The 22436-nt window shown below is 69.5% G+C and carries 15 protein-coding genes; 12 read left to right on the top strand and 3 right to left on the bottom strand.

Annotated features, from left to right (window positions below):
• Window positions 1–23: 23 nt before the first annotated feature.
• The 3 genes from secD to Dac01nite_RS06965 are packed head-to-tail and all read left to right on the top strand — an operon-like array spanning window position 24 to window position 5317.
• Window positions 24–1952 (top strand): protein translocase subunit SecD, encoded by a 1929-nt coding sequence (secD, locus tag Dac01nite_RS06975; RefSeq protein WP_203654954.1) that lies wholly within the window; start codon window positions 24–26, stop codon window positions 1950–1952.
• Complete coding sequence (gene secF, locus Dac01nite_RS06970; protein WP_203654952.1) at window positions 1949–3031, top strand: protein translocase subunit SecF; 1083 nt, start codon at window positions 1949–1951, stop codon at window positions 3029–3031. Before secD ends, secF begins: the two co-directional genes overlap by 4 nt.
• 54 nt (window positions 3032–3085) lie before the next feature.
• Window positions 3086–5317 carry a RelA/SpoT family protein gene (locus Dac01nite_RS06965; protein ID WP_203654950.1) on the top strand — a complete coding sequence of 744 codons (2232 nt, stop codon included), beginning with the start codon at window positions 3086–3088 and terminating at the stop codon, window positions 5315–5317.
• Here the strand turns inward: Dac01nite_RS06965 and Dac01nite_RS06960 are convergent.
• Both Dac01nite_RS06960 and Dac01nite_RS06955 read right to left on the bottom strand, forming a co-directional pair.
• Complete coding sequence (locus Dac01nite_RS06960; protein WP_203654948.1) at window positions 5278–5862, bottom strand: hypothetical protein; 585 nt, start codon at window positions 5860–5862, stop codon at window positions 5278–5280. The genes Dac01nite_RS06965 and Dac01nite_RS06960 overlap by 40 nt on opposite strands.
• A gap of 93 nt (window positions 5863–5955) precedes the next feature.
• Entirely contained in the window at window positions 5956–7320 is a 1365-nt protein-coding gene (locus tag Dac01nite_RS06955) for a DUF349 domain-containing protein (protein ID WP_203654946.1), read from the bottom strand.
• A gap of 152 nt (window positions 7321–7472) precedes the next feature.
• Between Dac01nite_RS06955 and hisS the strand changes: the two genes are divergently transcribed.
• Both hisS and aspS read left to right on the top strand, forming a co-directional pair.
• Window positions 7473–8819 (top strand): histidine--tRNA ligase, encoded by a 1347-nt coding sequence (gene hisS, locus Dac01nite_RS06950; protein ID WP_203654944.1) that lies wholly within the window; start codon window positions 7473–7475, stop codon window positions 8817–8819.
• A 114-nt stretch (window positions 8820–8933) separates the two neighbouring features.
• On the top strand, window positions 8934–10709 hold the full coding sequence (gene aspS / locus Dac01nite_RS06945) for an aspartate--tRNA ligase (RefSeq protein WP_203654942.1): 1776 nt from the start codon (window positions 8934–8936) through the stop codon (window positions 10707–10709).
• Between the two features lie 169 nt (window positions 10710–10878).
• Here aspS and Dac01nite_RS06940 read toward each other — a convergent pair whose 3' ends face one another.
• On the bottom strand, window positions 10879–13194 hold the full coding sequence (locus tag Dac01nite_RS06940; protein ID WP_239066559.1) for an MMPL family transporter: 2316 nt from the start codon (window positions 13192–13194) through the stop codon (window positions 10879–10881).
• 81 nt (window positions 13195–13275) lie between these two features.
• On the opposite strand from Dac01nite_RS06940, the gene Dac01nite_RS06935 reads away from it, so the two are divergent.
• The 7 genes from Dac01nite_RS06935 to Dac01nite_RS06905 all read left to right on the top strand — a co-directional run bounded on the left by Dac01nite_RS06935 (window position 13276) and on the right by Dac01nite_RS06905 (window position 22414).
• Entirely contained in the window at window positions 13276–14634 is a 1359-nt protein-coding gene (locus tag Dac01nite_RS06935; RefSeq protein WP_203654938.1) for a replication-associated recombination protein A, read from the top strand.
• A 139-nt stretch (window positions 14635–14773) separates the two neighbouring features.
• Window positions 14774–15400: a 30S ribosomal protein S4 gene (gene rpsD, locus Dac01nite_RS06930; RefSeq protein ID WP_203654930.1), complete on the top strand. Its 627-nt coding sequence runs from the start codon at window positions 14774–14776 to the stop codon at window positions 15398–15400.
• Between the two features lie 145 nt (window positions 15401–15545).
• Window positions 15546–18215: an alanine--tRNA ligase gene (alaS, locus tag Dac01nite_RS06925; protein ID WP_203654916.1), complete on the top strand. Its 2670-nt coding sequence runs from the start codon at window positions 15546–15548 to the stop codon at window positions 18213–18215.
• 4 nt (window positions 18216–18219) lie between these two features.
• A complete protein-coding gene (gene ruvX / locus Dac01nite_RS06920; RefSeq protein ID WP_239066558.1) occupies window positions 18220–18675 on the top strand; it encodes a Holliday junction resolvase RuvX in 456 nt (151 codons plus the stop codon).
• Window positions 18668–19819 carry an endolytic transglycosylase MltG gene (gene mltG, locus Dac01nite_RS06915; RefSeq protein ID WP_203654912.1) on the top strand — a complete coding sequence of 384 codons (1152 nt, stop codon included), beginning with the start codon at window positions 18668–18670 and terminating at the stop codon, window positions 19817–19819. The genes ruvX and mltG overlap by 8 nt, the downstream gene beginning before the upstream one ends.
• A 7-nt stretch (window positions 19820–19826) precedes the next feature.
• Window positions 19827–20651 carry a shikimate dehydrogenase gene (locus Dac01nite_RS06910; protein ID WP_203654910.1) on the top strand — a complete coding sequence of 275 codons (825 nt, stop codon included), beginning with the start codon at window positions 19827–19829 and terminating at the stop codon, window positions 20649–20651.
• 95 nt (window positions 20652–20746) lie between these two features.
• Complete coding sequence (locus Dac01nite_RS06905) at window positions 20747–22414, top strand: GspE/PulE family protein (protein WP_203654908.1); 1668 nt, start codon at window positions 20747–20749, stop codon at window positions 22412–22414.
• Window positions 22415–22436: the final 22 nt, after the last annotated feature.

Here is a 22436-nt window from a genome sequence, read left to right as displayed (position 1 = left end):
ACCATGAACTTCTAAGGATTCCAGTGTCGAAAGTCACCAAGGGCGCGCGCAAGTCGCTGATCTGGCTCGCCGTCATTCTCGTTGCCATCTACGCCCTCCTCGCCGTGGGCGTCGCGACCGGCAAGACCACGCTGACCCCGGGCCTGGCCCTGGACCTCGCGGGCGGCCGCCAGATCATCCTGACGCCCGTGCTCGACGAGGGCAGCGAGCAGGAGATCGAGCAGACGGATCTCGATCAGGCGGTGTCGATCATCCGCCAGCGCGTCGACGCCTCCGGCGTCGCCGAGGCTGAGATCACGACCCAGGGCGACAACATCGTCATCGGGCTGCCGGGCAACCCCAGCGACGAGACCATCGATCTGGTGGCGCAGGCCGCGCAGCTGCAGTTCCGCGCCGTGCTGATCGTGGGCGATCCGAACCCCACCGGTGGAACGGCCGAGCCCACGCCCGCGCCCAGCGCCGGCGACGACGCTGAGCAGCTCGACAGCGTCGAGTCGACCCCCACGCCGTCCCCGAGCGCGTCGAGCGTCGCCAGCGTCGTCACCGGCACCGAGCCCGAGCCCGAGCCGAGCCCGTCAGGCTCGGCCGTCGTGACCGACGCCGAGCAGCCCGCGACGGAACCCACGCCTGCCCCCACCGAGGCGACCACGACCCCTGATCGCGAGACGACGGATGGCTCGTCCTTCGACTGGCTGACGCCTGAGGCGATGGCCGACTTCAACGCGCTCGACTGCCTCGACCCGGAGAACTACGCGGGCCGCACGATGGGCGACCCGAACACCGGGTACTCCGCGTGCGCGCTCGACCCCACCGGCCCCGCCAAGCTCGCGATGGGCCCGGTCGAGGTCACGGGCGATGACCTGGAGACCGCGAGCTCGGGCCCCCGCCAGAACCAGGCGGGCTCGTTCACGGGCGACTACGAGGTCCGGCTCACGTTCAACGACGCCGGTGCCGCGAAGTTCGATGAGGTCACCACCCGTCTGGTGAACCTCGAGGACCCGCGCAACCAGTTCGCGATCATCCTCGACGGCACCGTCATCTCGCACCCCACCGTGAACCAGCGCATCTCGAACGGCGAGGCATCCATCTCCGGCGGCTTCACGCAGGAGCAGGCCGAGCAGCTCGCGAACCAGCTGCGCTTCGGTGCGCTGCCGCTGAGCCTCGAGGTCCAGTCGAACCAGCAGATCTCGGCGACGCTGGGCGAGGACCAGCTCCAGAAGGGTCTCCTCGCCGGCGCGATCGGGCTGGTGCTCGTCGCCCTGTACTCGCTGCTGCAGTACCGAGCGCTCGGCTTCGTCACGATCTCCTCGCTGCTGATCGCCGGCGCCACGACCTTCGGCGTGATCTCGCTGCTGTCGTGGGGGCTCGACTACCGCCTGTCGATCGCCGGCGTCGCGGGCGTGATCGTCTCGATCGGTATCACCGCGGACTCGTTCATCGTCTACTTCGAGCGCATCAGGGACGAGCTGCGCGAGGGCCGCTCCCTCGCATCGGCCGTCGACCATGCCTGGACCCGCGCACGCCGCACCATCCTGGTCTCCGACGCCATCTCGCTGCTCGCGGCCGTGGTGCTCTACATCCTCGCCGTGGGCGGCGTGCGTGGCTTCGCCTTCACGCTGGGACTGATCACCGTCATCGACGTGCTGGTCGTCTTCCTCTTCACGCACCCTGTCATGGTGCTGCTGGCGAAGACCCGCTTCTTCGGTGAGGGACACCCGCTGTCCGGCCTCGACCCGCGTCAGCTGGGGCGCGAGGCGCTGTACAAGGGCCGCGGGCGGGTGCGCTCCACGGCGAGCGCCCCCTCGAGCGATGGTCTGACCCTTGCGGAGCGCAAGGCGGCAGCCAAGCGCGCAGCCGCAGGAGAGCCATCTCCCCAGGACGTGACGGCCGTCGACGATGAGGCCGATGCCGTCGACGCGGCGAACTCCGAGACGAAGGGTGACGCACGATGAAGGGCAACCTCGCGACGTGGGGCAACAGGCTCCACTCGGGTGAGAAGACCTATCCGATCGTCGCTCAGAGCGCGCGCTGGTTCGCGATCTCGGCGGTGCTGATGCTGCTGGCCGTGGGGCTGCTGGTCTTCAAGGGCCTCAACCTCGGCATCGACTTCACGGGCGGCACCCAGTACGTGGTGCCCAACGTCGCGAACGTGTCGACGACGCCGGCCGAGGAGTCCGTCGCCGAGGTCGCGCCGGGGCAGGAGCCGCGCGTCACGGTGCTGGGCGAGGATGACATCCGCGTCCAGCTGGGCGACCTCGACCAGGACCAGCAGCGCGACCTCACGTCAGCGCTCGCCGAGGCGTACGACGTGCCTCAGGAGGACATCAGCTTCGACCAGATCGGTCCCACCTGGGGAGCCGCCGTGGGAGAGGCCGCCGTCCAGGGCCTGGTGATCTTCCTGCTGCTGGTGTTCGGCGTCATCGCCGTGTACTTCCGTGCGTGGCGCATGGCGGCCGCCGCCATCCTGGCGCTCATCCACGACCTGCTGTTCACGGCAGGCATCTATGCGCTGTCGGGCTTCGAGGTCACGCCCGCGACGGTGATCGGATTCCTCACCATCCTGGGCTATTCGCTCTACGACACGGTGGTGGTGTTCGACAAGGTGCGCGAGAACACGGCGAACCTGCACGCGCAGCACCGCTACACCTACGGCGAGCTCGCCAACCTCGCCGTCAACCAGACGCTGGTGCGGTCCATCAACACCTCGGTGGTGGCTCTGCTGCCCGTGGCGTCGATCCTCTTCATCGGCTCCTTCCTGCTGGGCGCGGGCACGCTCAAGGACATCGCCCTCGCGCTGTTCGTGGGTATGGCCGTCGGCACCTACTCGTCGATCTTCGTCGCGACGCCGCTCGAGGTGGCCCTGCGCCGCCGCGAGAAGGCGATCGTCGAGCACACGGCCAAGGTGCTGGCGCTGCGAGAGTCGGGCGAGGCGGACGTGGTGACGCGCGAGGACGGCAGCGTCCGGGTGGGCGCGCTGCAGCCCGGCGAGCACCGCGGAGTGGGCGCCCAGCCCAAGCGCAAGCGTCGCTAGGGACGTCGATCGCGCCAGTAGACTGGTCCTCACCCTGAGGGAAGGAGGACGAGCATGACGGAGACGCGAGCGTCGGCGCCCTCCGGCCCGCTGTCCTTCCTCAAGCGCCCCTCCAAGGAGCCCACGGCGATCGACGGGCTGCTCGACACGCACCGGCGCATGTACCCGCGCGCCAAGACCGCGCTGATCGAACAGGCGTACCGCGTCGCTGCCACGGCGCATGAGGGCCAGGAGCGCAAGAGCGGCGAGCCGTACATCATCCACCCCATCGCGGTCGCGCAGATCATCGCGGACATGGGACTGCCGGACACCGTGATCGCGGCGGCGCTGCTGCATGACGTGGTGGAGGACACCGAGTACCCGCTCACGCAGCTGCGTGACGAGTTCGGCGACGAGGTCGCGTCATTCGTCGATGGCGTCACCAAGCTGGACAAGGTCCACTATGGCGACGCCGCCCAGGCGGAGACCGTGCGCAAGATGGTCGTGGCGATGGCCAAGGACATCCGTGTGCTGGTGCTCAAGCTCGCGGACCGCCTGCACAATGCCCGCACGTGGAAGCACGTCTCGCCCGAGAGCGCCCGCCGCAAGGCCCAGGAGACCCTCGAGATCTATGCGCCGCTGGCGCACCGCATGGGTCTGAACGCGATCAAGTGGGAGCTCGAGGACCTCTCCTTCAAGACGCTCTACCCCAAGATCTACCAGGAGATCGTGGACGTGGTCGCGGAGCGCGCGCCCGAGCGCGAGCGGTCCCTGGCGGAGATCACCGCGGAGATCGACCGCGAGCTCAAGGCGATGAAGATCCGCGGAGTCATCACCGGCCGCCCCAAGCACTACTACAGCGTCTATCAGAAGATGATCGTGCGGGGCCGCGACCTGAGCGACATCTACGATCTGGTGGGCATTCGCATCCTCGTCGAGTCCGTGCGCGACTGCTACGCCGTCCTGGGCGCCATGCACGCGCAGTACCAGCCGGTCCCCGGCCGGTTCAAGGACTACATCGCGATGCCCAAGTTCAACCTCTACCAGTCCCTGCATACGACGGTGATCGGGCCTTCGGGCAAGCCCGTCGAGCTCCAGATCCGCACGCATGAGATGCACCGCCGCGCCGAGTACGGGCTGGCGGCGCACTGGCGGTACAAGCAGTCGGGCACGACGTCGAGCAGCGACATGGGCTGGCTGCGCCAGATCGCCGACTGGCAGCAGGAGACCGCTGACCCTTCCGAGTTCCTCGACTCCCTGCGCGGCGAGATCTCGCGGGCCGAGGTCTACGTGTTCACGCCGCGGGGCAAGCTGCTCGCTCTTCCGCAGGGCGCCACTCCCGTCGACTTCGCGTACGCCGTTCACACCGAGGTGGGACACAAGACCATCGGCGCCAAGGTGAACGGCCGGCTGGTCCCTCTGGACTCGACTCTCGACAACGGCGACACGGTCGAGGTGCTCACGACCTCCGACGAGAACGCGCACCCCAAGCGCGACTGGCTCGACTTCGTGCAGTCCACCCGCGCCCGCAACAAGATCCGCCAATGGTTCACGCGAGAGCGCCGCGAGGAGTCCGTCGAGACCGGTCGCGACATGCTGGCGCGCGCCATCCGCCGCCAGCACCTGCCCATGCAACGGCTCATGTCGAAGTCGACCCTCCTGGCCCTGGCCAAGGAGATGCACTACGAGGACGTGGACTCCCTGTACGCCGCGATCGGCGAGCACAAGGAGCAGGCGGCGGACGTGGTGGGCCGGATGGTCGAGGCGGTGGGCGGCACGGAGGGCGCCGACGAGGACGTCACCGAGATCACCCGGCCAGGGACCTCGGCCTCGCGTGCACGCAAGGGCGACCCAGGAATCTCCGTGCACGGCCTGTCCGATGTGGTCGTCAAGCTCGCGAAGTGCTGCACGCCGGTGCCGGGCGACCCCATTCGAGGGTTCGTCACCCGCGGCAACGGCGTGAGCGTCCACCGCACGGACTGCCAGAACCTCGGCGCTCTGGTGGAGCAGGAGGAACGCTTCATCGACGTCCAATGGACCGGCCAGTCGAGCGCGGCCTTCCTGGTGCAGATCGAGGTCGAGGCGCTCGACCGCAGCAGGCTGCTCAGCGACGTGGTGAAGGCGCTGTCCGACTATCACGTCAACATCCTCGGCGCGAATGTGTCCACCAACCAGGACCGCGTGGCGCTCAACACCTTCACGTTCGAGATGGCGGACCCGTCGCACCTCGGCGCGGTCATCGCGGCCGTGCGCCGGATCGACGGCGTCTACGACGCGCGTCGCATCACAGGCTCCAAGCGCGCCTGACCCACGCCCCGGACCGGCGGCGCCACCTGCGCCCGCCACTCCAGTGCACGCTCCACCTGAGCGAGGCCCGTGTCGTCGCGGTCACGGGATGCTGCGCGCAGGTCCCTCACCTCGAGCAGGCCAGCATCCACGGCGCACAGGACCGTCGGTACCGCGAGGTCCAGGGGTGACCACACCAGCGCGTCCACCGCCGCGGCGAGAGGTGCAGCGACGGGTGGGCTGCCGTGGGACGGCCAGGCCGTGATCACGTGCGTCACCACGCCCGCGCCCGAGCGTGACGTCTGCGCCGGCGCCACCGTGCCCGCGGTGCAACGCACGTCGATCACCGTCGGTGGCGGTCCGCAGCCGTGGCCCCACAGGGCGGCAAGCGCCGTGGCCTGTGATCCGGCGGGGATGATCGAGGCGAGCGCGAGCCGCCGCAGGGCGGGGGCGGGTGCGATGTCGCGGGGCAGTCCCACGCCGCGGAGCAGGGGCGCGATCACGCCCTCGCGGGCCATGCGGGCGTAGCCGGTCTCGCCCACGGACGCGGGGGTGACGAGCAGCATGCGCCGAGCGTGCCACGGAACGGCACAGAGACCGACGGCGCACGCTCCACCCTGTGGACAACATGCGCCGTCGTGGTCGTGGGGGAGGCGTCGCTAGGACACCACTCCCTGGATCTGCTCGAGCCAGCTGCGGCGGGCCGCCAGGGCCTCCTCGGCCTCCTTGACGGCGCGCTTGTCCTTGGCCTCCTTCGCGGCGGCCAGGTCCTTCTCGAGGTCATCGATCGCGGCCTGGAGCTGGGCGGCCGCGCCCGTGGCGCGGCGCTCGATCTCCGGATTGCGCGAGTTCCACTGCTTGTCCTCGGCGTCGCGTACGGCCTGCTCCACGGCGCCGATGCGCTTGTTGAGCCGAGCCACGTCCCCGCGCGGCACGCGACCCGCGGCCTCGAAGCGGTCCTGGGCGGCGCGCAGCGCCTGCTTGGCGACGCCAAGGTCCGTGATCGGCAGGATGGACTCCGCCTCGACCACAGCGGCCTCCTTGGCCTCGACGTTGCCCGCGAGGGCCTCGTCCTCGGCGTCGGATGCCGCTCGGCGCGACTCGAAGAACGCATCCTGGGCGGTCTGGAACCTCTTCCACAGGGCGTCGTCCACGCTGCGGCGCCCGCGTCCGGCACGCTTCCACTCGCCCATGAGGTCACGGAATGCCCGAGCGGTCCGGTCCCAGTCCGTGGACTCGGCGAGCCGCTCGGCCTGGGCCACCAGGTCCTCCTTGCGGCCCGCCACGGAGGAGTTCTCCTTGTCGAGCTCTGCGAAGTGGTGCTTGCGCGCCTTCTCGAATGCGGAGCGCGCGCCCGTGAACCGCTTCCACAGCGCCTTCTCCGCGTCCTTGGGGATGCGGGCCTGGCTGCGCTGTGCATCCTTCCACTCGTCGAGGAGCGAGCGCAGGGTGGCGGTGTCGTTCTTCCAGTGGACCTGGGACTCGTCGCGGGCTGCGATCTCCTCTGCCTGCACCACGATCGCCTCGCGTGCGGCGAGTGCCTCCTCGCGTGCGGCCTTGCGCGCGGCCTGCAGCCGCTCGCGTACCTCGGTGGCCTCTGCCGTGACCTCGTCGAGACGGGTGCGCAACGCCGGCAGGTCGCCCACGACCTTGGGCTCGACAAGAGACTCGCCGAGTCCCGTGAGCGCGTCGTCGATGTCCTTGGGAGACAGCTCGGCGGACTCGAGGCGGGCGTGGAACCGCTCGATCGATGCCTTGAGCTCGTAGTAGGCCTTCGCGTAGGGGGCGACCGGGTCCTCGCCTCGAGCGGGACCCACCTCGCGCGTCGACTCGCCGTCCTTGACCGTGACGGTCTCGCCCTCGACCGCCCCGAACTCGGCGGCGGCGGCGAGCTCCTCCGGGGTGACATCCGCGACGACAGGCACCTTGACGGGGTGCTTGGGGTGGGCCGCGATCACGGCCGGGCTGGGGACCTTCGACGGGGGAGCGGGCTTGGGGATGGGCTTGGGCTTGGGGGTGGACATGACGCGAGCACCTCGTTCACGGCGGAGGACGATGCCGGGCGTCCTCCGGGGCTGGCCCAACGGGAGTCCGGCATGGGCAACGCCCCCCACAATACTCACGCGCAGCGGCACGTGTGAGGGGTGCCTGCCTGCGCTGATGGAACAATGGGCGCATGGCACGCGTGCGACCCCTGTCCGGATACCCCGAGTGGACCCCCTCCCAGCGGGTCGTGGAGGCCTCGTTCATCGAGGCCTTGAAGGAGACGTTCCGCCTCCACGGCTTCGCCGAGGTGGAGACTCGCGCCGTGGAGACCGTGGAACGCCTCGCGGGGAAGTCGGACGCGGCGAAGGAGATCTACACCCTCACGCGACTGAACGCCGAGGACGCTGCCGATGCCCGCCTGGGGCTGCACTTCGACCTGACCGTGCCGTTCGCTCGCTACGTCGAGGAGTTCCAGAACGAGCTCGCCTTCCCGTTCAAGCGCTTCCAGATCCAGAAGGTCTGGCGCGGCGAGCGTCCGCAGGAGGGCCGGTTCCGCGAGTTCTACCAGGCGGACATCGACGTGGTCGCGCGCGAGACCTTGCCCGCGCACCTCGAGGTCGAGGTCGCCGTGGTGATGGCGCGCGCGCTGGCGGCGCTGCCGCTGCCCGGCGTGACGATGCGCGTCAACGACCGGCGCCTGGTGGAGGGCTTCTACCGGGGGGTGGGCATCGAGGATGTCGCGGCTGCGCTGCGCAGCGTCGACAAGCTCGACAAGATCGGTCCCGACGGCGTGCGTGCCGAGCTCGTGGCGCAGGGCGTGCCCGCGACAGCGGCCGATGCGGTGCTCGAGCTCGCACGGATCAGCGCCCCCGATGCAGGGTTCGTGGAAGCGGTGGAGGACCTCTGGGCCACGACCGTGACCGTGGACGATGTGGACGGAGCCCAGGACGAGCTGCGGGCGGGCCTGGAAGCACTGGTGGCCCTCGTCGAGGGCGTCAACGCTGCAGTGCCCGGCACGGCGGTGGCGGACCTCCGTATCGCGCGCGGACTCGACTACTACACCGGCGCTGTCTACGAGACCTTCCTCGAGGGCCACGAGGACCTCGGCTCCATCTGCTCCGGCGGCCGCTACGACTCCTTGGTGGCCGGCGGCGGCTTTCCCGGCGTGGGGATGTCGATCGGCGTGAGCCGGCTCGTGAGCCGCATGCTCGGAGCTGGCGTGCTGAGCGCGTCACGAGGAGTCCCCACCGCAGTGCTGGTCGCCGTGACGGACGAGGCATCGCGCACCGGCTCGGCGCGCGTCGCGGACGCGCTGCGCGCACGCGGCATCGCCGCCGACGTCGCTCCCACCGCCGCGAAGTTCGGCAAGCAGATCCAGTACGCGGACAAGCGCGGCATCCCGTTCGTCTGGTTCCCCGGCGACGACGGCGACGGCGAGGTCAAGGACATCCGCTCGGGCGAGCAGGTCCAGGCGGACGCCAGCACCTGGGAGCCACCTGCGGATGACGCCCGCCCGCTCGTCGTCCGCACGGTCTGAACCTGCGCATCGGCCGTCTCCACGAACGCCTGATCGCGGCGCGTGCGCCGCTAGACTTGACCCCGACACCCCTATCCGGCGCGCCCGTCTAGCGCGCCTCAGAAAGGCTCGACTGTGCTTCGCACCCACCTCGCAGGAAACCTCCGCGCCACCGACGCCGGTTCGACCGTCACCCTCGCCGGGTGGGTGGGCCGCCGTCGCGATCACGGGGGCGTGGCCTTCATCGATCTGCGTGACGCCTCCGGCTTCGCGCAGGTGGTGATCCGCGAGGAGGTCGCCCACTCGCTGCGCAACGAGTATGTGATCCAGGTGACCGGCGAGGTGCGCGAGCGTCCCGAGGGCTCCGCGAACCCCAACCTGCCCAGCGGCGAGATCGAGGTGGTGGTGTCCGACGTCACCATCCTCAACGAGTCCGCTCCGCTGCCCATGCCCGTCGACGAGCACGTCACGGTGGGCGAGGAGGCACGCCTCAAGCACCGCTACATCGACCTGCGCCGCCCGCAGCCGCGCGCGAACATCGTGCTGCGCTCCCGGGCCAACCAGGCAGCGCGGCGCGTCCTCGACAAGCACGAGTTCCTCGAGATCGAGACGCCCACGCTCACGCGATCGACCCCCGAGGGTGCCCGCGACTTCCTGGTGCCCGCACGCCTCGCACCGGGCTCGTGGTACGCGCTGCCGCAGTCGCCGCAGCTGTTCAAGCAGCTGCTCATGGTGGCCGGCATGGAGCGGTACTACCAGATCGCTCGCTGCTACCGCGATGAGGACTTCCGCGCGGACCGCCAGCCCGAGTTCACGCAGCTCGACGTCGAGATGAGCTTCGTGGACCAGGACGACGTGATCGCGCTGGGCGAGGAGATCGTCAAGGAGCTGTGGTCGCTGATCGGCTACGAGGTGTCACTGCCCATCCCGCGTATCACCTATGCCGAGGCGATGTCACGCTTCGGCTCGGACAAGCCGGACCTGCGGTTCGGCCTCGAGCTCACGGAGCTCACCGAGTACTTCAAGGACACCCCGTTCCGGGTCTTCCAGAACGACTACGTGGGCGCCGTGGTGATGCCTGGCGGCGGCGACCAGCCTCGTCGCACGCTGGATGCATGGCAGGAGTGGGCCAAGCAGCGCGGTGCTCGCGGGCTGGCCTACGTGCTGATCGGCGAGGACGGCGAGCTGACCGGGCCGGTGGCCAAGAACCTCTCGGATGCGGAGCGTGCGGGCCTCGCGGACGCCGTGGGCGCTCAGCCCGGCGACTGTGTGTTCTTCGCCGCGGGCAAGCCCGAGGCGTCACGCGCGCTGCTGGGCGCCGCTCGCCTGGAGATCGGCCGCCGCGTGGGCCTCATCGACGAGGATCGCTTCGAGTTCGTGTGGGTCGTGGACGCGCCACTGTTCAAGGCAGTCGACGCCGCGGACGACGACGTCGCCGTCGGCTCCGGCGCCTGGACCGCGGTGCACCACGCCTTCACGTCGCCCAAGCCCGAGTACCTCGAGAACTTCGAGCAGGTCCCCGGCGAGGCGCTGGCGTACGCCTACGACATCGTGTGCAACGGCAACGAGATCGGCGGCGGATCCATCCGTATCCACCGCCAGGACGTGCAGGAGCGCGTCTTCAAGGTCATGGGCATCGGCGAGGAGGAGGCGCAGGAGAAGTTCGGCTTCCTGCTCGAGGCGTTCTCCTTCGGCGCCCCGCCGCACGGCGGCATCGCCTTCGGCTGGGACCGCGTGGTCGCGCTGCTGGCAGGAGCGGACTCGATTCGCGACGTCATCGCGTTCCCCAAGTCGGGCGGCGGATACGACCCGCTCACCGCTGCGCCCGCACCCATCACGGACGAGCAGCGCGCCGAGGCCGGGGTCGACTTCGTGCCGGAGCCCGAGCAGGACCAGCCCGCCGCACGCTGAGACGACGCGACGGCCGCGCCACCCCGCGGTGGCGGGGCCCTCGTGCGGCCGGCCGATGCGCGCATCGGCCGTGTCGCGGGAGCAGCGGTGGAAGATCCTTCCTCACGAAGGCGCTCAGCAGATGAAAATGGTGCCAAATTCTGGGAGGTGGGGGTGATGCGCGGCGGGATCAGTGACGCAGGGATACCCGCTCGTGGAGCCGGCGCAGCGGCGCAGGGGACCACCAGTTCCACTCGCCCAGCAAAGTCATGGTGGCGGGCACCAGCAGCATGCGCACCACGGTGGCGTCCAGGAACACCGCGAAGGCGAGCCCGACCCCGACCTGCTTGACGACCAGCAGCTCGCCGGCTGCGAAGCCCAGGAAGACGAGCACGATGACGGCCGCAGCGGACGTGATGATGCGTCCCGACCGCTGAAGGCCCAGGCGCACTGCCTCGTCGTTGGGCACGCCAGCATCGACCAGCTCCTTGATGCGCGCGATGAGGAACACCTCGTAGTCCATCGCGAGGCCGAAGCCGAACGCCAGCACCATCACGAGCACGTAGGTCTCGACGCCCCCTGCCGAGACGAAGCCGAGCGCACCCTCGAGGTGCCCTTCGGTGAAGATCCAGCTGAGCACACCCAGCGCCGCCGCGAGCGACAGCGCGTTGATCGCCAGCGTCTTGAGCGGCACCAGCAGCGAGCCGGTCATGAGGAACATCAGCACGAAGGTCGCCACGATCACGAGCGCCGCCGCCCACGGCGCACCCGCGATGAGCGTGTCGACGAAGTCGACCTGGATGGCCGCCGTGCCGCCGACGTACATGTCGAAGGGCGCGTCGAGCGCCCGCAGGTCGCGCACGAGGTCGGTGGCGGCCGCCGACCCTTGGTCCTCGATGTCGGTGGAGATGCGCGCGACGGACAGCGACGGCGCGGCGGCCGTCTCCGCGCCAGGCTGCACCGGGATCTCGCCATCGCTGTTCGGCACGAGCTCGATCGGCTCCGCGGGCACGACCCCGGTCACGTGCTCGAGAGCCGCCGGCTCCCCGGCGAGCCAGGCATCGAGCTCCTGGGGGGACGCCGCAGCCACCACCGTGAGGTCGGGCGAGGCGAGGGCCGGGTAGCGCCCCTCGAAGCCGTCGAAGAACTGACGGCGTTCGTTGTCCGCGGGCAGCAGCTCGAGCTGCGAGTTGCGTACCTCGAGACTCATGAGGGGGCTGGCGAGCAGCAGCAGGAGCGCCACGGTGCCGATCACGACCAGCCAGGGACGGCGCTGCACACGGCGCGCGAGCGTGGAGAACGCGCCTTCGTCGCGCGAGACATCTGACGTGTGTCGCAGCACGGCCCGCACTCCGGGGACGCGATCGAGGACCGAGGGGCGTGCGAGCCGGTGTCCGTAGAGGTGCAGCACGGCTGGCACGAGCGTCAGCGCCGTCAGCAGCGCCATCACGGTCACGCCCAGCGCGGCGCCGCCGATTCCACGGATGATCTCCGCATCGAAGATCAGCATGCCGCCCACGGAGATCGCCACCGTGATGGAGGAGAAGAACACGGTGCGGCCAGCGGTGGTGAGGGTGGCGTGCAGCGCATCAGCGCGGGTGTCGTGCTCGGCGGAGTCCGCTCGTCTGAACAGCTCCTCCCGGTAGCGCGACACGATGAGCAGCCCGTAGTCGATCGACAGCCCGATGCCGAGGACGGTCACGACATTGATCGCGGACTGGTCGAGGTCCACGATGTAGCTGAAGCCGAACAGCACCGCCATGCCGCCGGCGATCGATGCGATCGCGCCCACCATGGGCGCGCTCGCCGCCAGGAAGCCGCCGAACACGAGCACCATGACCAGCAATGCGACGGGCAGCGCGATGGCCTCGCCGGTGATGAGGTCGCGCTCGATCTGATGGTCGAAGTCCTCGAACAGCAGGGGGTCCGAGTAGGCGAGCACGGAGGCCTCTGGGACGGCGGCCACGGCGGCGTCGGTCACGATCGCGGTGACCTCGTGGTGCTCGGCTGCGGCGTCGCCGTCGATGGGCCCGTAGTCGACGGTGATCAGCAGCGCATCGCCATCAGCCGACGTCAGCGGGGACGCCTCGGACGCGACGGGGGCATCCGCAGTGCCGCTGTCCTCCTGGTAGCGCGCCGGGTCGAAGGCCGTGCCGGGGGTGAATGCCCAGGGCGTCGCGACGGCCGCGACGTCGGGACGGGCGGCTACCTCGGTGGCGGCGGCGCCCAGTGACTGCTCGAGCGACGCATCGCTGGGCTCCACGCCACTGACCTCGACCCAGAGCGACGGCCCCTGGTCCTGCGGAGCGCTGAGCTCGACCACCTCGTACACGAACGTGCTGTCCGCACCGTCGACCGTGGGCACTCCGGTCGCGGTGCGCTCGAAGAGCCCGCCGTCGCCCACGCCCACCATGGCGACGGTGAGCATGCCGGTCGCGGCGAGCGCCCAGCCCACGACCACGGCGATCGGATGGCTGGAGCTGAGACGCGCGAGGCCGGCGAACATGGGACCCATCGTAGAGATACCCCAGGTGAGGCGTCGGGCGGGGGACAGGCGACGTCACCGTCGCCGCCTAGGCTGGGGTGCATGGACCTCTTCGAGTCGACCGAGCGCTCGGGATCCGGTGTTCCCGAGCCGGGGCCCAACGCGCCGCTCGCGGTCCGGATGCGCCCGCGCCAGCTCGATGAGGTCGTAGGTCAGTCGCACCTGCTGACGGAGGGTTCGCCGCTGCGCCGGCTGGTGCAGGAGGGATCCTCGGCGACCTCGGTGATCCTGTGGGGACCGCCAGGCACCGGCAAGACCACGCTGGCGTACCTCGTGGCGGGGTCGCGACCGTTCGTCGAGCTCTCCGCGGTGACGGCCGGCATCAAGGATGTCCGCGCGGTGATCGACGCGTCGCGCCGCAGGGTCGCGACAGGCGAGCGCGAGACCGTCCTCTTCATCGACGAGATCCACCGCTTCACGCGCACACAGCAGGATGCGCTGCTGCCCGCAGTCGAGAACCGTTGGGTCACGCTCATCGGCGCCACCACGGAGAACCCGAGCTTCTCAGTGGTGGGCCCGTTGCTGTCGCGTTCGCTCCTGCTCACGCTGCAGCCGTTGGCCAGCGAGGACCTGGGCGCGCTGCTGGACCGCGCGGTCAAGGACGAGCGCGGACTCGCAGGCAGGGTCGCCCTTGCCCCGGAGGCGCGTGCGCACATGCTCAGGGTTGCCGGGGCCGATGCGCGCAAGGCGTTGACGCTGCTCGAGGCGGTGGCGGACGCGGCCGTTGGCGCTGGGGGCGACGCACCCGAGATCACGGGAGAGCTCACGGAGCGCGCGATGGACTCCGCGCTCGTGGCGTACGACAAGTCCGGCGACCAGCACTACGACGTCATCAGTGCGTTCATCAAGTCGGTGCGCGGCTCCGACGTCGACGCCGCGCTGCACTATCTGGCCCGGATGGTCGTGGCGGGGGAGGACCCCCGCTTCCTCGCCAGGCGACTCGTGATCCTCGCTGCCGAGGACATCGGCATGGCTGACCCCCAGGCCCTGGTGATCGCGCAGGCAGCGGCGGATGCCGTGAGCTTCATCGGCATGCCGGAGGGGCGCATCCCGTTGGCCGAGGCGACCACGTACCTCGCGACCGCCCCCAAGTCCAACCGCTCCTACAAGGCGCTCGATGCGGCGATCGCCGATGTCCGCGCAGGCAAGGCCGGCGTGGTGCCCGCGCACCTGCGAGACGCCCACTACTCGGGCGCCGAGCGCATCGGCCATGGGAAGGGCTATGAGTACTCTCACGACGCGCCGGGCGCGGTGGCGGCCCAGGACTACCTTCCCGAGCCGCTCCAGGGCAGCCGGTACTACCGGCCCACGGAGTTCGGGTTCGAGCGCACGGTGACGGAGCGGCTGGCCAGGATCAGGGAGATGCTGGGTCGCGACGACGCCGCCGGGCCCGGGCTCTGACGAGAACAGCGTGGTTCTGCTAGTATTGCAAGGCCCTCGCGGACGGTTGGCTGCTGCTTCCGCGACCACAACGTAAGAATTGGCAGACGAACACGCCCAGGCGCGTTCAACACCGGTTGACCAACCTCAAGGATTCATTTTGACTTCAGTCCAGCGTGCGCGCCGCCAGGTGCGCCTGTCCCGTGCCCTGGGGATCGCCCTGACCCCCAAGGCAGTCAAGCACTTCGAGAAGCGCCCCTACCCGCCCGGCGAGCACGGTCGTACCGCGCGCCGCAAGGAGAGCGACTACGCCGTTCGTCTGCGCGAGAAGCAGCGTCTTCGCGCTCAGTACGGCCTGCGCGAGAAGCAGATGACGCGTGTGTTCGAGGAGGCTCGCAAGGAGCCCGGTCTGACCGGTGAGGCCTTCGTCGAGCTGCTCGAGATGCGTCTCGACGCGCTCGTGCTGCGCTCCGGCTTCGCCCGCACCGTCCTGCAGGCGCGCCAGGCAGTGCTGCACCGCCACATCATGGTGGACGGCCAGATCGTCGACCGCCCGTCGTTCCGCGTGAAGCCCGGCCAGACCATCCAGGTCAAGCCCAAGGCCGTCACCATGGAGCCCTACATGGCCGCTGCGGCCGGCGCTCACCGCGACGTGCTGCCCGAGCTGCCCGACTACCTCGACGTTCAGCTCGAGAAGCTGTCCGCGAAGCTGGTCCGTCGCCCCAAGCGCGCCGAGGTCCCCGTGACCTGCGAGGTGCAGCTCGTGGTCGAGTTCTACGCTCGCTGATGCACACGAGGCTCTGATCGAGCCCTTTCACAATGGCCGCTGGGCCCCTGGCACGCGCCAGGGCCCGGCGGCGTTGTCATATGAGTACGGGCGGCCGATGCGCCGTCCACCCGGCTCACCAGGCCGGCAGGACATGGAGGACAGGATGCGCACCGCGGACATCCGACAGCGCTGGATCGACTACTTCGAGTCGAAGGACCACCACATCGAGCCGAGCGCCTCGCTCGTGTCGCCCGATCCCAGCCTGCTGTTCACCGTGGCAGGGATGGTGCCGTTCATCCCGTACATCATCGGCACCGAGACCTCCCCGCACGCGCGCATCGCCTCCGTCCAGAAGTGCATCCGCACCAAGGACATCGAAGAGGTGGGAAAGACCACCCGCCACGGCACGTTCTTCCAGATGCTGGGCAACTTCTCCTTCGGCGACTACTTCAAGGAAGGCGCGATCGACTTCGCGTGGGACCTCCTGACGGGACCCGAGTCCGAAGGAAAGTACGGACTCGATCCCGAACGCCTGTGGGTGACCACCTGGAAGGAGGACGCTGAGGCGCACTCCGCGCTGCGCGCCATCGGCGTGCCCGCCGCTCACGTGGTGCACCTCGAGCGCGAGGAGAACTTCTGGGACACCGGACAGCCCGGACCCGCCGGCCCGTGCGCCGAGTGGCACTACGACCGCGGTCCCGAGTTCGGCCCCGAGGCGGTGGGCGGCACCGTGGATCCCGGCGGCGACCGCTACCTCGAGATCTGGAACCTGGTGTTCGACCAGTTCCTTCGCGGACCCGGCTCCGGCAAGGACTATCCGCTGGTGCGGGAGCTCGACCAGAAGGCGATCGACACCGGCGCTGGCCTCGAGCGCATCGCGTACCTCAAGCAGGGCGTGTCGAACATGTACGAGATCGACGAGGTCTTCCCGGTCATCGCGAAGGCCTCCGAGCTGTCGGGCAAGGCCTACAAGGCGGACGCCGAGGACGACGTGCGCCTGCGCGTGATCGCAGACCACGTCCGCAGCTCCATGATGCTGATCAACGACGGAATCGTGCCCGGCAACGAGGGGCGTGGCTACGTGCTGCGCCGGCTGCTGCGCCGCACCGTCCGATCGATGCGGCTGCTGGGCGTCGAGGACCCATCGATGGCCGCGCTGGTGCGCACCAGCTTCGACGCGATGAAGCCCTCGTACCCGGAGCTCGGCGACGCGATCGCGCGCATCGAGAACGTCGCCGTGACGGAGGAGGACGCGTTCAGGCGCACCCTCACGCAGGGCACCACCATCTTCGACACCGCCGTGGCCAAGGCCAAGCAGGCCGGCTCGAGCACGCTCAGCGGCGCGGACGCGTTCCGTCTCCACGACACGTCGGGCTTTCCGATCGACCTCACCCTCGAGATGGCGGCCGAGCAGGGCGTGACCGTGGACGAGGGCGGCTTCCGTGCCCTCATGAACGAGCAGAAGGAGCGCGCCCGGGCCGATGCGAAGGCCAAGAAGGGTGCGCACGCGGACGTGGCGGTCTACCAGGCCGTCGGTGAGAGGACGCCCACGGAGTTCCGTGGCTACGACGAGCTGAGCCTCGCCACGTCGGTGGTCGCCGTCATCAAGGACGGCGTCTCCGTCCCGGTGGCGAAGGCCGGCGACACCGTCGAGGTGATCCTCGCCCAGACGCCGTTCTACGCCGAGTCCGGCGGGCAGGACGCGGACACCGGCGAGATTCGCGGCGGCCACGCGACCCTGAACGTGATCGACGTGCAGAAGCCGGTCGCGGACGTCATCGTCCACACCGTCACGGTCGAGGAGGGCGAGATCGCCGCCGGCGACCAGGTCTCCGCGGAGGTCGACGTGGTGAATCGTCGCCTGGCGTCGAAGGCGCACTCCGCCACCCACCTCATCCACTCCGCGCTGCATCAGGTGCTCGGCGACGACGCCACGCAGGCGGGCTCCTACAACAAGCCCGGCTACATGCGCCTGGACTTCGCGTGGCGCCAGGGCATCTCCCACACCGCGCGCGAGGAGATCGAGGGCATCGCCAACCGTGCGATCCGCGAGGAGCTGCCGGTCGCGACGAACGTGATGTCGTTGGACGAGGCCAAGGGTCTGGGCGCGATGGCGCTGTTCGGCGAGAAGTACGGAGACCGCGTGCGCGTGGTCGAGATCGGCGGACCGTTCTCGCGTGAGCTGTGCGCCGGCACGCACGTCGAGAACTCGAGCCAGATCGGCCTGCTGTCGGTCACGAGCGAAGGCTCCGTCGGCTCGGGTGCACGCCGCATCGAGGCGCTGGTGGGAGCCGATGCGTTCTCGAACCTGGCGGCAGAGCGGTCGATCGTGAACGAGCTCACCACGACCCTGAAGGCGCGGCCCGAGGAGCTGAGCGACCGCATCGGGTCTCTGCTGAGCCGCCTGAGCGAGGCCGAGAAGCAGCTGGCGCAGTACCGCCAGCAGGCGATGCAGCAGGTCGCGGCCCAGCTGGTCGAGACCGCGGCGGACGTCGCCGGCGTGCGCGTGGTGGCGCACGAATCGGCGAACGCCTCCGACGGCGACGACCTGCGCACGCTCGTGACGGACGTCCGCTCCCGCCTGGGCGAGGCCGGCCCCTCCGTCGTGGCCGCATCGGCTGCCTTCAACGGACGTCCGCAGATCGTGATCGCCACCAACCAGGCCGCGCGCGATGCCGGCCTGCGCGCAGGCGACCTCGTGAAGGTCGCGTCGAGCGTCCTGGGCGGCGGTGGCGGGGGCAAGCCGGACCTCGCACAGGGCGGTGGTCAGGACGCCACCAGGATCGGCGCAGCGCTGGAGTCCGTGGTGGCGGCGGTCGGGAACCGTGGATAGAGGAGTGCGGCTGGCGGTCGATGTGGGCACCGTCCGCATCGGCGTGGCCGCCTCGGACCCCGAAGGCGTGCTCGCGTTCCCCGTCACGACCGTCCCACGCGGCGATGGCGACGTCGACCAGGTGGTCGAGATCGTGCGCGAGCGCGGTGCCACCAGGGTCTTCGTGGGGCTTCCCCGGAAGCTCTCGGGCAAGGATGGCGACAGCGCGGCGATGGCCCACGCGTTCGCAGCGCAGCTGTCGGAACGATGCGACGCAGTGGTTCGTTTGGTGGACGAGCGATTCTCGACCGCCACGGCGCAGCACGCCATGCGCCAGGCCGGCAGGAGCTCACGACAGCAACGCCAGGTCATCGATCAGGCCGCCGCTGTGGTGATCCTCGAGAGCGCGTTGGACATTGAACGACAGGGAAACCTCGATAGGGTGACCTACGAGCCGATCCCCGAGGGGAATGATGACTGACCTTTTCGAGGCCGAGGCGACGACGACCACGTCGCTCGACATGCGCCGCCTGCAGCGGCAGCAGCGCCGTGCGACCCGACGCAAGTGGACCCTCGTGGTCTCCGCCGTCGCCGTGGTGCTGCTCGCCATCGGCGGATCCATCGCGTGGAACTTCGTCCAGTCCTTCGAGACGGACTCCGCCAACGTCGCGCAGGACTACGAGGGCGCCGGACAGGGCGTGGTGCAGGTGGTCGTCGAGCAGGGTGACACCGGCTCCGACATCGCGCAGACGCTGTACGAGGCTGGCGTGGTCGCCTCTCCCGAGGCGTTCATCAGCGAGGCGCGCAACAACCCCGCCGCCGCGGGCATCACGCCCGGCTACTACTTCATGCAGCGCGAGATGAAGGCCGAGTTCGCGCTGCTCGCCCTGCTCGACCCGAACAACCGCAACGAGCTCACCCTCACCATCCCCGAGGGCAAGACGCTGGAGTTCTACCTCCAGGCCATCGCGAACCTCACGGACGCGACCATCGAGGAGGTCGAGGCGGCAGCGGCTGACACCGAGGCGCTGGGGCTCCCCGCCGAGGCTGACGGCAACCTCGAGGGCTGGCTGTTCCCCCTGACGTACCGGTTCAACCCCGACGCGCAGCCTGCGGACATCCTCGCCGAGATGGTGGACACCACCGTGACGGTGCTGGACCGCAACGATGTTCCCGAGGGCGATCGCCAGGAGGTGCTGACGATCGCCTCGCTGATCGAGCGCGAGGCGCGTCTGGACGAGGACCGTCCCATGATCTCCGGCGTGATCCACAACCGCCTCGACATCGACATGGCGCTCGAGCTCGACTCCACCGTCAAGTACCTCAACCCCACCGAGGGCGTGTTCACCACCGCTGAGGACCGCGCGATCGACTCGCCGTACAACACGTACATGTACCCGGGTCTGCCGCCCACGCCCATCGCGGCCCCGGGTGAGGCCTCGATCATCGCGGCCATGAATCCCGCCGATCACGACTACCTGTTCTTCGTGACGGTCAACACCGACACCGGCGAGACCAAGTACGCGGAGACCTTCGAGCAGCACGGTGTGAACGTGGCCGAGCTGCGCGAGTGGGCACAGGCCCGTGCCGCTGAGGAAGAGGCCGCTGAGGGCTCGGACGGCTGACCCCACCATGACGTCGACGCGCCGTGCGGGCGTGCTGGGACATCCCATCGCGCACTCGCTGTCGCCGGCGCTGCATCGTGCGGCGTACCAGGAGTTGGGTCTGGACTGGGACTATCGGGCCTTCGACGTCACGGAGGACCGGCTCCCGGCCTTCGTGGCGGAGCTCGACGACGACTGGGCCGGACTCAGCCTGACGATGCCGCTCAAGGTCGCAGCGATGCCCCTCGTCGACTTCATCGAGCCCATGGCCAAGCTCGTCGGTGCGATCAACACCGTGGTGGTGCAGCCCGTCGCGGGCCACCGTCAGCTCGTGGGCGCGAACACGGACGTGCACGGAGTGGTGGCGGCGCTGGCCGAGGGCGGCGTGGAGCGTGCGACCAGCGGCGTGATCCTCGGCGGGGGAGCGACGGCGACGTCCGCGCTCGCCGCGCTGGGACGCCTCGGCGTGACCCGGCCCTTGGTCGCGGTCCGCAACCGTGCGCGCGCTGGCGCACTGATGCGCGCGGCCACCAAGATGGGCGTCGAGCCGCGATTCGTGAGCCTCGAGGATGCGCCGCAGGCGATGGCGGCCGCCGAGGCGGTCGTGTCCACCATCCCCGCCGACGCCGGCGCCCTGCTGGGAGACATGCTCGGCTCGGTTCAGCCTGGCGCGGTGCTGCTGGACGTGGTGTACGAGCCGCTCGTGACACCGCTGGGCGCGGCGTGGCGCGGGGCCGGGGGAGTGCTGGTTCCCGGAACCCGGATGCTGCTCCATCAGGCCCTCGAGCAGGTACGGCTCATGACGGGACGAGCGGCGCCCGTGACGGCGCTCGAGGCGGTGCTGGCTGCCTGAGTGAGATCGGTAACACTGGTCTGCCCTCATGCCGATGCCGATGTTATTTTTCGCAAGGTGCGCATCGCGCACTCGATGGCGAATGAGGGAGTGTTGTGAAGCAGCTCGGTTCGATCCTGCTCGAGGATGGCGTGCTCACGGAAGAGCAGCTGATGGATGCCATCGACGAGCAGCAGTCGCGCGGCCAGTCGCTGGGACGGACGCTGGTCGAGCTCGGCCTGATCTCCGAGGGCCAGCTGGTCCGTGCGCTCGCGTCGCAGGTCGGGATGGAGTTCGTGGAGCTCAATGAGTTCCCGGTGGACCGTTCCGCCGTCTCGATGGTCTCGGCGGCCGTGTGCCGGCGCCACAGCGCTCTGCCGATCGCTCTCCAGGACGGCATCCTGAAGGTCGCGATGTCCAATCCAGGCAACGTGGTCGCGGTCGACGACTTCCGCACCATCTCCGGCCTCCAGGTGATCCCCGTCGTGGCGACGCACGACGACGTGATGACGGCGATCGACCGCTACTGCCGCTCCGACGCCGAGCTGGAGGACCTCCAGGAGGAGCTCTCCGAGTCCGAGGTCAACCTCGACGACGAGGCGCTGTCCGGCGCGATCTCGGAGGATGACGCACCCATCGTGCGGTTCGTGAACCTGCTGATCTCCCAAGCAGTCCAGGACCGTGCCTCGGACATCCACATCGAGCCCACGGAGAAGGACCTCAGGGTGCGGTACCGCATCGACGGCGTGCTCCATGAGATGCAGCGGGCCTCGAAGGCGATCTCCAATGGCGTGACCAGCCGTCTCAAGATCATGTCCGACATCGACATCGCGGAGCGGCGCAAGCCGCAGGACGGACGTCTGTCCGTCAACCACCAGGGCCGCAAGATCGACCTGCGAGTCGCGACGCTGCCCACAGTGTGGGGCGAGAAGGTCGTGATGCGAATCCTCGACAACTCGACGGCGACCCTCGACCTCGAGGACCTGGGCATCCGCGAGAAGAACTACGAGGCGTACGCGGAGACCTTCACCAAGCCGTACGGCATGATCCTCGTGACCGGCCCCACGGGCTCGGGAAAGTCCACCACGCTGTACGCGACCCTGAACCAGATCACCCGTCCCGAGATCAACGTCATCACGGTCGAGGACCCGGTCGAGTACCGGATCCCCGGCATCAACCAGGTGCAGGTCAACCCCAAGGCCGGGCTGACCTTCGCAGCGGCGCTGCGGTCTATCCTGCGTGCCGACCCGGACGTGGTGCTCGTCGGTGAGATCCGCGACCACGAGACCGCGCAGATCGCGATCGAGGCGGCGCTCACCGGTCACCTCGTGCTGTCGACCCTGCACACGAACGACGCGCCGTCCGCGCTGACGCGCCTGATCGAGATGGACATCGAGCCGTTCCTCGTGGGCTCCGCGATCGACGCCGTGGTCGCCCAGCGTCTCGCGCGTCGCCTGTGCGAGCACTGCGCGGTCGAGTACACGATGACCCGGGAGGAGATCCCGGACTCGATCACGTGGGACGCCACCCAGCCTCCGCCCACCGTGTTCCGGCCCGAGGGCTGCCAGCGATGCTCGAACACCGGCTACCGCGGGCGCGTCGCGCTCCACGAGATCATGGTGGTGAACGAGGAGATCGAGCGTCTCGCGGTCGCACGCGCGTCGGCAGCGGAGATCGGCAGGGCCGCCCGCGCGAACGGCATGGAGACGCTGCTCATGGACGGCTGGGCGAAGGTGCTGAACGGCACGACGTCGGTCGAGGAGCTGTTCCGTGTGGCGAAGTGACGCATCCCACAGGTTTTTTGAC

Origin of the sequence: Demequina activiva, from assembly GCF_016862815.1 — a bacterium.
Classification (GTDB): Bacteria; Actinomycetota; Actinomycetes; order Actinomycetales; family Demequinaceae; genus Demequina; species Demequina activiva.
The sequence above is the reverse complement of the archived record's forward strand: the minus strand, read 5'-3'. Positions and strand labels throughout refer to the sequence as shown.

Excerpts from the sequence above, each read along its gene's own strand:
- secF (WP_203654952.1), top strand. The coding sequence starts at position 1,949 with ATGAAGGGCAACCTCGCGACGTGGGGCAACAGGCTCCACTCGGGTGAG.
- Dac01nite_RS06965 (WP_203654950.1), top strand. The coding sequence starts at position 3,086 with ATGACGGAGACGCGAGCGTCGGCGCCCTCCGGCCCGCTGTCCTTCCTC.
- Dac01nite_RS06960 (WP_203654948.1), bottom strand. The coding sequence starts at position 5,862 with ATGCTGCTCGTCACCCCCGCGTCCGTGGGCGAGACCGGCTACGCCCGC.
- Dac01nite_RS06955 (WP_203654946.1), bottom strand. The coding sequence starts at position 7,320 with ATGTCCACCCCCAAGCCCAAGCCCATCCCCAAGCCCGCTCCCCCGTCG.
- hisS (WP_203654944.1), top strand. The coding sequence starts at position 7,473 with ATGGCACGCGTGCGACCCCTGTCCGGATACCCCGAGTGGACCCCCTCC.
- Dac01nite_RS06940 (WP_239066559.1), bottom strand. The coding sequence starts at position 13,194 with ATGTTCGCCGGCCTCGCGCGTCTCAGCTCCAGCCATCCGATCGCCGTG.
- Dac01nite_RS06935 (WP_203654938.1), top strand. The coding sequence starts at position 13,276 with ATGGACCTCTTCGAGTCGACCGAGCGCTCGGGATCCGGTGTTCCCGAG.
- alaS (WP_203654916.1), top strand. The coding sequence starts at position 15,546 with ATGCGCACCGCGGACATCCGACAGCGCTGGATCGACTACTTCGAGTCG.
- mltG (WP_203654912.1), top strand. The coding sequence starts at position 18,668 with ATGACTGACCTTTTCGAGGCCGAGGCGACGACGACCACGTCGCTCGAC.
- Dac01nite_RS06910 (WP_203654910.1), top strand. The coding sequence starts at position 19,827 with ATGACGTCGACGCGCCGTGCGGGCGTGCTGGGACATCCCATCGCGCAC.